This window comes from Flavobacteriales bacterium (assembly GCA_016779995.1).
Classification (GTDB): Bacteria; Bacteroidota; Bacteroidia; order Flavobacteriales; family UBA7312; genus UBA8444.
This window is the reverse complement of the sequence record JADHMO010000001.1, coordinates 297,230-308,698: the sequence shown is the minus strand read 5'-3', so window position 1 is coordinate 308,698 and position 11,469 is coordinate 297,230. Positions and strand designations below refer to the sequence as shown.

Sequence of the window (11,469 nt, the reverse complement as noted above, 5' to 3'; positions counted from 1 at the left end):
TTAACTTGCATTTTCTACAACCCATTCAATGAATTGAGTTCTTATTTTATTCATTTCTAACTCACTCTTCTTCTTAACAGTGAACTGACCGATTTTCGTTGTTTTTCCTGTTTTTTGATTGGTTTTTGTAGCCGTGAAATTGAAAAGGTCTTTAGGTAGTGCTACTACCACAAATTGATATAAGTACTTTTTCCCAACACCAATTAGGTTCGATTTTTTATCAGCTGTCCAATAACCCGGAAAGTGAAGTTTTTCTAGTTTTCGTCTCATCTCTAAGGCTGAATTGAATCTGTCACCAGGATTAACATTCAGCGCTTTGTTGATGATGGTTTTTAGTTTCTTCGGAACAAATGGTTGGTACGATTTTCTATCTGGAATTTTTCCATTCGCTTTTTTATTTTCATAGTCCGAAGCACCAAGAGTGATAAATTCATTTTTTAAAGTACTTACGCCATTAAGTAGTCTATACGCTGTGCAGCCAACCTGAAAGATGTCGGATTGAATACTGATTTTCGCAGAGCTGCCATTTGTTTCAGGTGCTCTATGAACCTTATACGAGTTCTTAGGGGTAACTGGGGTAATACTTGGAGAAAATCCAGCAATTCCATAATCAGCAAGAACTGCTGATTGTTGATCGTCCATCAATATATTACCAGGCTTTATATCGTTATGATAGAACCCGCTATTATGAAGATATTCCAAGCCAAACAGAATATCTTGAAGAGCACTCATCACTTGTGGTAGTGGTAAAAAGTTGTGGGTGTTCAATTGATTAGTGATATCCCCATTTGGATAGTACTCTTGAGAAATTAGTGTGTAAGTCTTCGGGCCAACAGATGCCACATCAGCATAGTGAATCGGAAGAAGGTTACGATGATTGAATTTGTTTCCAATCCTCGCTTCGTCTAATAATTTGGCAATGGGTTCAAAAGCAGGTTCAAGAATCTTAAGAGCAATTTCTTTATTAATGCTGTTGTCTTTCGCATGCCAAACCTCACCAAAATTGCCGCCTAACTTCTTAATTAGAGTGAATTTGTATATGTTATCTCCTGCTTTAAAACTCATCTATTGTATATTTTTTATTGCTGCTACAACTGCGTCAGCCATTTTGCTGTCCCAATGGGTGTTGCTCTTTGAAACTTGTGATTCAATATGTTTTACTACTTCTTTACTCTTTGTACCCAATGAGGTGTATAAATGAGACGAAAAAGGCGTGTTATTGTCTATTGCCACTAGACAGGCAATACAATCTAGAAACATGACAGGCTTTACACTGCTGTACCTAGTGGGTACATTTTCATTTTGCTTTATTGCCATATGGTCAAAAGGCCCATATTTATCAAACAAACGGTTGAATTCACTTTTAACCCATTGATAGATTTCAGCTTCAGTCTTCAAGGATTTAGGTAGATCTATTTTATTTTCTCCGTTTGCATTTGAAAAAGAGAAGCTGGTTGCATTTCCATCTAAGATGCAAAACCGTATGACCTTAGGTGAGTTTCTTATTCCGAGTATTTTCATTTAATTAATTTTTAGTCGTTTTTTACCACTCAGCAATACCTGCATCATTCCTTTTTTCTGTTCTTTAAGCTTGTCGGTTTTTGCCCTGAGCAGATCAAGTTCCCTGTCTGTTGTTTGTAAGATTTGAGCGATAGCAATCTGCTCGTCCTTTAGAGGCAGCATGGTTTTTACTATTGAGAAATCTTTGTACTTACAGTTAAGGGTATCACCAACCAAACCTTGAGAGTTTCTCCAAAATAAGTTGACAAGCTTAGGTGTTTTGAATAGGTATGAAAAGAACAATGCGTCTGCATTCTCTCTTGGTTTTAGAATGGTATATGCAGGACTTACAATTCCTTCTAAATTTGACAAAGCACTTCGACCTTGCCACATGCGCATAGTGTTGTAGCCGATGTCACCGATACAGATCTTTTTGTATTTCGATTTGTCAGAGTTGGAAGTATCTTTTTTAATAGAATCTTCTTGCGGATAAACTCCATTCTGTCCAATAGATAAAAGCGCAAATCCATCATTGTTACGTTCATTTCTCTCCGCAAACATTTGGCCTAATTGATACTCTTTCCAATCACCACGAAAACCCTTCAAACGTTTTTTACCTGTGAGCAAATTTTGCATCAGCCATTTTTTACGCAACTCTTTTTGCGCTATGAGTTGGTTGTTGCCGTTTATGGCTTTGTCCATTGTCTCGGAGGCCTTGGCTATGGCTAATTGTTCGGAAATAGGTGGATATAAAACTGGGATAGTTTCACAAACTGCTTTGTTCAACTTAGGTTGTGCCGGCCCCGTATTGTATTTTTCATACCTTATACTTTCGAGGTATTCCACCAAATAACCTAGAACCGTTCCGTTGATTGGCTTAAGGACATGGGCATGATTATTTACCCAAGTTTTTCCAGATATTTTAAAGGCTAGTGGCGTACTTCTGCTTAGAATGTTAGCTCCATCCTCTCCGAGTAAGATTAAATCATCATCAAATATGTAATCGTTTACATAATCAATGATGCCAGAAGCACCATAATAAGGGTAAGGTCCTTTCATTTTTTGACGATCAGCTTCTTTTATCGGCTTTCTTTTTCCGTCAAGAAATTTGACAATATCACCTAATTTTTTATAGCTCCAATCTGAAGGAATTTCACGATTCATCATTGTGCTAACTGATTTAGATGTCTATTGATATCCTCTTGAACTGTTTTCAATTCACCTTCTAGTTCAATAATCTCTTTTTGCACTGAAGCAATATCTACTTCAGCCTCTTCCTCAAAAGTGTCAACATATCGTGGTATATTGAGGTTAAAGTCGTTTTCGGCTATTTCATCAAATGTGGCTACATAGCTATATTTCTCTTTAGCTACACCTGGTTGTAATTGCCCTTTGTTAAATTGCTCATAGGTTTCGACAATAGGAGTAATGTCTTCTTCCAAACGCAGCCTGTTTTGGTTTTTAGCGGATTCATAGCATTCGCTTGCGTCCACAAATAGCACATGTGTATTGTCTCCTTTTCCACGATTAAAAATTAAAATGGCAGCTGGTATACCCGTTCCAAAAAATAGGTTGGCTGGTAAGCCAATTACCGCTTCAAGCAGATTTTCTTCAATGAGTTTTTTTCTGATCTTTCCTTCGCTTGCCCCTCTAAACAAAACACCATGCGGTACTACTACGCCCACTTTACCTGTGCCTTCATAGGTGGTTTCAATCATATGGGTTATAAAAGCCCAATCTCCTTTACTTTTAGGTGGAACACCTCTCCAGAATCTGTTGTATTGATCAGTTTCTGGATCAAAGCTGTCGGCTGCTTTATCTTCTTCTTTGTCATCAGTCTTTCCCCATTTATCCAAAGAAAAGGGCGGATTCCCAACTACCGTGTCGAACTTCATGAGCTCATCACCTTCCTTTAGTTTGGGGTTACGTATAGTGTCTCCCCAACGAATTGTCGCATTGTCGAATCCATGCAAGAACATATTCATAACGGCAAGTGCCCATGTACTACCATTGGCTTCTTGTCCATATAGAGAAAAGTTAGGTGAGCCAACTTCTTGTCCAGCTTTAATAAGTAGTGATCCCGAGCCACATGTAATATCTGCTATACGAGAACCTGGTTTAGACTTGGTAAGCTTAGCAAGTAGGGTAGAGACTTCGGCTGGCGTAAAAAATTCACCCGCTTTTTTACCAGCATCACTGGCGAAATTTGCAATTAGGTATTCGTAAGCACCACCAATAATATCGTTACCATCTAGGTGTGATGGGCGTAGATCCAACTTCTCGGAATTAAAATCTAAAAGCAGGTTTTTAAGACGTGTGTTTTTGTCTTTTGGCTCACCTAGTTTGCTGTTGTTGAAGTCAATGTTTTGGAAGATCCCAGCACCGTCTTCACTGTATAGTTTTTCTCGGTTAGCTTCCTCTAAATCGGTCAAAGCAATGTTGATGAGTTCTCCTATATTGGATTCGTTCCGACTATCGTACAGAAATTTAAAGTGACTGTGTTCTGGTACTACGAATCGTTCGTGACGCATGGCGCGCGAAGCTCGCTCAGCGTCTCCGTTGTATTTCTCTAAGTACGCTTTATACTTATCATCATGCACATCACTTAAGTATTTTATGAAGAGCATAGTAAGTACATAGTCTTTATAGACGCTAGGGTCTATGCTGCCTCTAAAGGTGTCGCAGGCTTTCCACACGGCATTATTGATGTCTTTTTGAGTTATCGTCTTATCCATTGTGATTATTTTATTTCGTTAAAAAGTTGTTGTTGATTCAGTGCTTGCTTGAGCGAAAGAATATCCATTGTTATTTGTCTCTCTTTAGATCGTAGGTTGTCTATCTTATAAATGAGTTTTTGTTTTTCGATTGCGGGTATCATGATTTCTAGGTTATTAAGTACATCTTTAGATATAGAGGGGATAGAAGTCCCTCTAGCAAATGACTTTAAATACTTCATTGTGTTTTGATGGTTCAGGTACCAGGTTAAATATTCTGGAAGAACAGATTCATCATGTATTTTGATAACAAAAAATGAAGTGGATGCAGCTGCAGCTAGCTCTTGCAGTTTAAAATGAAAGGCAAAGTTTTTTGAGCCTTTAGCAGCAAATATTATATCTCCCTGTTTTAGGATATGCTTCTCTGAGACGCCAACTGAATTTAAGTCAGGCTCCAAGTTTACGGTAAGCTTACCTAGTTCGTCAAAATACTTAGGTTGCAGATAAGTTATATCGCCTTTTGCAACAGTCTTAGCGAAGACTCCTGTTTGAATTTTGGTAATATGTTTTAGTTCCTTTTTCAATCTATGAGTATTTATATTTAAGTACAACGAGTACAAATATACGAATAATATCTAAATTACCAAGAAAATATTAAAATTATTTTTAAGTAGGGCTTCTACAAATATAAAAGTATACTCCGTTTTCGAGAGTGGATAGGGGGTTGCACTCTTTTACAAATTTGGAATATGGGCTGGCTTGAGCGATTTGTAAATGTGCTAAAATATGCGGCTGGATCAGCTTGTGTACAACACCTAAATATATGCATTACGTAAATCCAATCATTATGAGTGTCGTATATCCATTTTAGTATTCTTTTGGTATTCTTTTGAAAATCAATAAGTTAAGCTTTATTAATAGCGTATTTTAATTTCCTTAAAGCGAATGTTATGTGTTTCAACACCAACAAGCTACTTTCCGACTTTGAAGTAAAACTTCGTTTACAACGTTATGCCCCCTCCAGCATAAAAAGCTATAAAAATGACCTTGCCAAATTTTTGGTGGCCTTATATTACTGTCTTTTATAAATATTTGTAGTATCAAAAGTTGTTGTTGTATTTCCAGAAAAAATTATAAGGTTTTGTTCTAATTCAAATTCAGTATTAGATAAGTAATTAAAAGTCATCTTATACGATTTGTCCTCTCCAAAATTTGGTATGTTTAGAATATATTTTGTTGAAATTATAAAACTCTCTTCTGTTTCCCAATTATTAATGATGCAGCTATCTTTTAAGTTATAAGAACTATTTTCTTGAACATCTTCAATGTTATGTTCGCTAATATGTAATATAACTTTATTACTATCCACACCACTAGTCCAGCTTCCATAAAGCCAATTTGGCGGATTAATATGATAAAATTCTTCTATAATTTGTGGAGAATTATCCTCTTCTGGAACACAGGAATGTAAAATTAAAGTCAATGGTATTAACAAAAATATTCTCATGCCTAATTCACTCTAGTATAAGACTTAGGTGTAGGGCTTATTTCGTCGATTGCTCTAATTTCATCTCCTGCTATTTTTGCTAGATAAAGTAGATTAATGCTATCGTTTTTATCGGTAAATTTAATATGAAAATAACTGTTGTATTTGATTTCTTGGTTTACTGATATGCTATACTCTTTACACGAATCCATGTAGCTTGTAGATTTTTTACCTGTACTTAATAAACGTTCGTGAACAATATCGTCTTCTGAAATAATGAGGTTTTCAGTATAATTGCTAGAGTCTGTATAAGTCCAACTGCCTCGAATCCATTCAGGAGGTGTTATGCTAGGGTCTGGAGTAACTGCTTTTTCTTCTGGGTCGCAAGAAAAAAGGATAAAGATCAAAGAGAGTAAAGTTAAATATTTCATGGTTCAAATTTTTTAAGTTAAGCAAAGGTATCAATTTATTTTAACCTACAAATTAATCTAAATGTCATTACTTCCTTCGTACTTATGGTCTAGAATTCTAATACGAGGTATGTATGAGAAAGACAGAGCTGAATTAGAGTATTCCTATGCAAACAGTACGTTGGAGATGAGTATTAATACGATTAGTTTTTTCATAGCGATTTTTAGTTTATTCTATTTTTAACAAGATAATGTTATCGTCTTTATCGAATCCAAAATAACCTTTGCAATAGCTTTTCTTTTTCATCTTTCTGTCAAATTCTGCACGAAGCTTAGGCGGTACATTAAATTCCATTTCGTCATGATAGCGATATCGTCCTGCTTTAAGTTTTGAAATCGATTCTCCTTTGGGTTCAGAGAGATAAAATTCGTTGATTAGTATCATCTCGAAGTTATCTTTGGCTGGTGTCTGTAAAAGCACTTCTATAAGCTCGAATTCTCTATCTGACATGTCTTCTGGTGGCATAGCAAAAATGCGTTCTTTTACTTTGAGTTGATATCGAATCCCCCAATTAAAGTCAAAGCCTTTTACATAATCTACGTAGGGATTGTCGGAAACTAGTGTCAGAGAAGTGAAAAATGCACCATTACTTAGTTGTAAATAAGGTTCTATGGTTATGGTTTGTTCGCTGATTTTGTCGGATTGACTATAATCATAATTATCGACAACATCTTGAGCATGGACTATTGCAGAGAAAAGAATTAAATGAAGTAAGAGATTTATTTTCATGATTTAAAAACGATTTGGTTCATCACTTATTTTATTAGGTAAATAAAAATTACTTTTTACTTACTTTTGCGCTAAGTGAGTTCTATTAAAATACCATATCGTAAAATTAACTTTTTAAGTCCTTTGGTACAAGACTATTTGTCTGAAAGTACCGAATTATCTTCTTTTTATGGCCGTTACAATACTATTGATAGCTTTCATAATCAGATGGAAGAAAAAAGCCAATTCCCTATTGATAGAATGACTTTAGTTGATGTTTTGAAAAAACAAAACCAAGCTATTGATATATCGGATTTGACACAATCTAACATAGAATCACTAGAATCTAAAGACACTTTTACAATAACTACAGGCCATCAGTTGTGTATTTTTACGGGGCCTTTGTATTTCCTGTATAAAATCGTTTCTACTATTAATTTAAGTCTTGCTTTAAAGGAAAAATACCCTTCTAAACATTTTGTGCCAGTATTTTGGTTAGCTAGTGAAGATCATGATTTTGATGAGATAAATCACATCCATTTATTTGGTCAGACTATTCGATGGGATAGCAGTCAGAGTGGGGCAGTTGGTAGAATGAACTTATCTGACTTCTCAAGTGTTCTTGAAGATATAAACTTACTTATGGGTAAGGGTGAAAATGCTGAGCGGTTAAAAGCTATTTTTCATAAAGCCTATTCTTCAGCTAATCTAGCCCAAGCCACACGTGTTTTGATAAATGAATTATTTAAAGACGATGGACTTGTTATCATTGACGGTGATGATATTCAGCTAAAAAAGTCCTTTGTGGCTATTATGAAGAAAGACATACAAGACCATTCATTTTATCCTCTTATTGCTTCACAATCGGAAAAGCTCAGTGAAAATTACAAAGCACAGGCTTATGTTAGAGAGTGTAATTTTTTCCAATTAGAGCAGGGTAGTAGAAAAAGGGTCTTAGACAGATTAGATGCTAAAGTAATTGAATCCAATCCTGAGAAATTTAGTCCTAACGTATTATTACGTCCCTTGTTTCAGGAGATGGTACTCCCTAACCTAGCTTATATTGGGGGTGGTGCCGAATTGTCCTATTGGATGCAGTTGAAAACAGCTTTTGAGTCTGAACACATACCATTTCCTATCTTGGTTTTGAGAAATTCAGTCATCTTAACTACACCATCTCAGATAGATAAAATAAATCACTTAGGTTTTTCATTTGAAGATTTCTTTAGTTCAGAATCCGATTTACACAAGAAATATGTTCAAAATCAGGCTAATGTATCACTAGAAAGTCAAGTGGAGTCTTTGAGCGAAATGTTTCATTCTATCAAGGATAAATTTGACGATAAAGCATATCAGTCTATGATAGATGCCGAACATCAAAGGCAAAAGAAATCTCTTGAAAATTTAAGTAAAAAACTACACAAAGTAGAAAAGCAAAAGCATGAAGTAGCTTTATCTCAAATTTCTAAAATTAAAATGAGTTTTTTCCCAAACCGAATTTTACAAGAGCGTTACAATAACTTTATTCCATATTACCTAAAGTATGGTGATAACTTTATAAAAAAGTTGAAGGAAGAGCTTAATCCACTAGATACTAATTTTGTAGTTTTACCGCTTTAATAATTTATAAATGGCTCAAGAAAAAATTCTTATTCTAGATTTTGGTTCACAATATACTCAGCTCATCGCTAGGAGGGTAAGAGAATTAAACATCTATTGTGAAATACATCCATACAATAAAATACCTGAATTGACTGATAATATTAAAGGTGTAATCCTTTCAGGAAGTCCTTTTTCTGTGCGTGATGAGCATGCACCTATCCCAAATTTAGAAGGTATAAAAGGCGTACTTCCATTACTTGGAGTTTGTTATGGCGCACAACATTTAGCTAAGGTCAGCGGGGGAGAAGTATTGCCCTCAAAAATTAGAGAATATGGTAGAGCCAATCTTTCTTTTGTCCATTCATCTAATCCGCTTTTGGAAGGTATTTCTGAAGGTTCACAAGTATGGATGAGCCATGGAGACACCATAACAACCTTGCCTGAAGGGTTTGAAATAATCACTTCAACTAAAGACGTGCAAGTAGCTGGTTACCAAATAACTAAAGAAAAAACATTTGCTATTCAATTTCATCCTGAAGTCTATCATTCAACAGACGGAAAACAGTTGCTTTCAAATTTTTTAGTTAACATTTGTGAGTGTGCTCAAGACTGGACGGCAGAATCATTTGTGCAACGAACAGTTGAAGATTTGAAAGCCAAATTAGGTAACGATAAAGTGGTTTTAGGATTGTCTGGAGGAGTGGATTCAACTGTTGCTGGTGTGCTATTACACAAGGCCATTGGTGCTAATTTATACTGCATATTTGTTGACAACGGTTTACTTCGCAAAAATGAATTCGAAAATGTATTGGAACAATACAAGGGTATGGGTCTAAATGTCAAAGGTGTTGATTCTAAAGAACGCTTTTATGAGGTTCTAGATGGCCTAAGTGATCCCGAAGCTAAACGAAAAGCTATTGGCAACAAGTTCATAGATATTTTTGATGATGAAGCACACCTAATTGAAGATGTTAAATGGTTGGCACAAGGAACAATATATCCTGATGTTATAGAATCTGTATCTGCTACTGGAGGGCCTTCAGCTACTATCAAATCTCATCATAATGTAGGTGGACTTCCAGATTTTATGAAGTTGAAAGTGGTTGAGCCCTTAAATACATTATTTAAAGATGAAGTAAGGAGAATAGGTCGTTCTATGGATATTGATGAATCTCTTTTAGGAAGACACCCTTTTCCTGGTCCTGGTTTGGCTATTCGTATTCTAGGAGACGTAACTAAAGAGAAAGTTAGAATTTTACAAGAAGTTGATCATATTTTTATATCCTCACTAATTTCAGAAGGTCTGTACGATAAGGTTTGGCAAGCTGGTGCTATCTTCTTACCTGTACAATCGGTTGGGGTAATGGGTGATGAAAGAACCTATGAAAATGCAGTAGCTTTGAGAGCTGTAGAATCCACAGATGGAATGACAGCCGATTGGGTTCATTTGCCCTATGAGTTTTTAGCGAAAGTATCTAACGACATTATCAATAAAGTCAAAGGTATTAACAGAGTGGTTTATGATATCAGCTCTAAGCCACCAGCTACAATAGAATGGGAATAATAAAAAGAGATTTTGAAAGTTAAATTATTTATGACTAAGTCGGCAATTTGTATAGTTTTATTCAGTGTCTTTAGCACTTTTTTTGCTGAGGCTCAGCAGGATACAATTATTGACAATAAACCTTTTGCTATACATGTTGTTCAACCTAGAGAAACGCTATATGGCATTTCGAGACAATACAATGCTGAATTAAATGATTTAGTAATATCTAATCCAGCGGTTATTCAAGGTTTGCATGTTGGTTTCAAATTATTAGTTCCTTTACGTCACACCATAGTAAAACCAATTGATAATAACACAGTATCACAGTCAACAAAGCCTATCAGTTCGGAAACTCTTTCCAAAAAAATCATAAATAATGCGGATTTTCAGATTTCAAATCTCCCAACTTATGAGCTAGATACTACAAAAATTAAAGTGGCTTTGTTGTTACCTTTTTATTTGGATTTAAACGATTCTCTAAAAGTTAATAATAACAATAAGAATTTGGTTTATCCCAAGTCAAAAGTAGCTTTAGATTTTTATTTTGGTTTTCAACTAGCTATAGATAGTTTAACTGAATTGGGATACAATATTGACTTGATGGTGTTAGATGTACCAAATGACTCTGTTTTTGAATCCATACTTACCTCTAACGTATTGTATGATAGGGAATATATTTTTGGACCAATATACATTAGGCAGTTCGAAGAATTAGCCAAATTTTATGGATATGATACCAAAAAGAAACTCATTTCTCCTTTGTCTTACATGAGTGTAAAAAATAAGTATTTGAATATTTATCAATCGGTTCCTTTGTCTTACGTTCAAATTGACGCATTGATTGATTATCTTTTGCTTAATAATACTAGCGATGAATTAATATTACTGGGACAGGACGGAGAAGATGACCTTTTTTCTTATGCTAAAAAGAAATTGAGTTTGCAAATAATGAATAGAAGATGTCAGGTATTTACTTTCGATGAAAACCAATTGTCTGATAGGGATTTATTAAAAAGTAAATTAAAATCGGATAAAAATATTATGATTATCCCTTCAAATGACCGCTCGTTTGTCAGTAGGTTGCTACCTACTTTAGGAAGTATGGAGGATACAGTGTTTACTATTTATGGGCTCAATACATGGAATAGGTTCGATAATTTAGATTATTATGATTTGGTGAATCTAAATGTTCATTTACCGTCAATCTTTATGAACGATAACAGTCAGTTTTACTCAGATTTCGTTAATAATTATTATCAAAGGTACTTCTCTTATCCAGAGAAGTATGCTTATTCAGCTTATCAACAGTGTCTATACTTCTTATCTAGTGAATTCAAAGGTCTTCTCGATTTTGAAACTTTTCCAAATACTTCTTTTAAATCCAACACCAAATTTAATATAATTCGATTCGCCGATTTTGAGCGACTTATAGTGCAATAGCT

General features: G+C 35.0%; 11 protein-coding genes. 3 read left to right on the top strand and 8 right to left on the bottom strand.

Annotation, left to right across the window (positions count from 1 at the left end; genetic code table 11):
* The 8 genes from ISP71_01420 to ISP71_01385 form a co-directional block, all read right to left on the bottom strand.
* The gene (locus ISP71_01420; protein ID MBL6662737.1) at positions 1-1,065 is read right to left on the bottom strand and encodes a serine/threonine protein kinase; all 1,065 of its coding nucleotides are present in this window, start codon (positions 1,063-1,065) and stop codon (positions 1-3) included.
* Positions 1,066-1,521, bottom strand: a complete 456-nt coding sequence (locus ISP71_01415; GenBank protein MBL6662736.1) for a hypothetical protein — start codon at positions 1,519-1,521, stop codon at positions 1,066-1,068.
* The gene (locus tag ISP71_01410) at positions 1,522-2,667 is read right to left on the bottom strand and encodes a restriction endonuclease subunit S (protein MBL6662735.1); all 1,146 of its coding nucleotides are present in this window, start codon (positions 2,665-2,667) and stop codon (positions 1,522-1,524) included.
* Complete coding sequence (locus ISP71_01405; GenBank protein MBL6662734.1) at positions 2,664-4,235, bottom strand: type I restriction-modification system subunit M; 1,572 nt, start codon at positions 4,233-4,235, stop codon at positions 2,664-2,666. Before ISP71_01405 ends, ISP71_01410 begins: the two co-directional genes overlap by 4 nt.
* 5 nt (positions 4,236-4,240) lie before the next feature.
* Entirely contained in the window at positions 4,241-4,798 is a 558-nt protein-coding gene (locus ISP71_01400; GenBank protein ID MBL6662733.1) for a restriction endonuclease subunit S, read from the bottom strand.
* A gap of 488 nt (positions 4,799-5,286) precedes the next feature.
* Entirely contained in the window at positions 5,287-5,721 is a 435-nt protein-coding gene (locus ISP71_01395) for a hypothetical protein (GenBank protein MBL6662732.1), read from the bottom strand.
* Positions 5,722-5,723: 2 nt separating this feature from the next.
* Positions 5,724-6,131 carry a hypothetical protein gene (locus ISP71_01390; GenBank protein ID MBL6662731.1) on the bottom strand — a complete coding sequence of 136 codons (408 nt, stop codon included), beginning with the start codon at positions 6,129-6,131 and terminating at the stop codon, positions 5,724-5,726.
* A gap of 208 nt (positions 6,132-6,339) precedes the next feature.
* Positions 6,340-6,900, bottom strand: a complete 561-nt coding sequence (locus tag ISP71_01385) for a DUF4377 domain-containing protein (GenBank protein MBL6662730.1) — start codon at positions 6,898-6,900, stop codon at positions 6,340-6,342.
* A gap of 75 nt (positions 6,901-6,975) precedes the next feature.
* Between ISP71_01385 and bshC the strand changes: the two genes are divergently transcribed.
* From bshC to ISP71_01370, 3 genes are read left to right on the top strand one after another with little or no spacing between them, the layout of a single operon-like run.
* Positions 6,976-8,499 carry a bacillithiol biosynthesis cysteine-adding enzyme BshC gene (gene bshC, locus ISP71_01380; protein ID MBL6662729.1) on the top strand — a complete coding sequence of 508 codons (1,524 nt, stop codon included), beginning with the start codon at positions 6,976-6,978 and terminating at the stop codon, positions 8,497-8,499.
* 10 nt (positions 8,500-8,509) lie between these two features.
* Positions 8,510-10,045 carry a glutamine-hydrolyzing GMP synthase gene (gene guaA / locus ISP71_01375; protein MBL6662728.1) on the top strand — a complete coding sequence of 512 codons (1,536 nt, stop codon included), beginning with the start codon at positions 8,510-8,512 and terminating at the stop codon, positions 10,043-10,045.
* A 30-nt stretch (positions 10,046-10,075) separates the two neighbouring features.
* Complete coding sequence (locus ISP71_01370; GenBank protein ID MBL6662727.1) at positions 10,076-11,467, top strand: LysM peptidoglycan-binding domain-containing protein; 1,392 nt, start codon at positions 10,076-10,078, stop codon at positions 11,465-11,467.
* The last annotated feature ends 2 nt before the right edge of the window (positions 11,468-11,469 follow it).

Bases quoted from the DNA above. Each gene is read 5' to 3' on its own strand.
- ISP71_01420 (MBL6662737.1), bottom strand. From the start codon at position 1,065: ATGAGTTTTAAAGCAGGAGATAACATATACAAATTCACTCTAATTAAG.
- ISP71_01415 (MBL6662736.1), bottom strand. From the start codon at position 1,521: ATGAAAATACTCGGAATAAGAAACTCACCTAAGGTCATACGGTTTTGC.
- ISP71_01410 (MBL6662735.1), bottom strand. From the start codon at position 2,667: ATGATGAATCGTGAAATTCCTTCAGATTGGAGCTATAAAAAATTAGGT.
- ISP71_01405 (MBL6662734.1), bottom strand. From the start codon at position 4,235: ATGGATAAGACGATAACTCAAAAAGACATCAATAATGCCGTGTGGAAA.
- ISP71_01395 (MBL6662732.1), bottom strand. From the start codon at position 5,721: ATGAGAATATTTTTGTTAATACCATTGACTTTAATTTTACATTCCTGT.
- ISP71_01390 (MBL6662731.1), bottom strand. From the start codon at position 6,131: ATGAAATATTTAACTTTACTCTCTTTGATCTTTATCCTTTTTTCTTGC.
- ISP71_01385 (MBL6662730.1), bottom strand. From the start codon at position 6,900: ATGAAAATAAATCTCTTACTTCATTTAATTCTTTTCTCTGCAATAGTC.
- guaA (MBL6662728.1), top strand. From the start codon at position 8,510: ATGGCTCAAGAAAAAATTCTTATTCTAGATTTTGGTTCACAATATACT.
- ISP71_01370 (MBL6662727.1), top strand. From the start codon at position 10,076: ATGACTAAGTCGGCAATTTGTATAGTTTTATTCAGTGTCTTTAGCACT.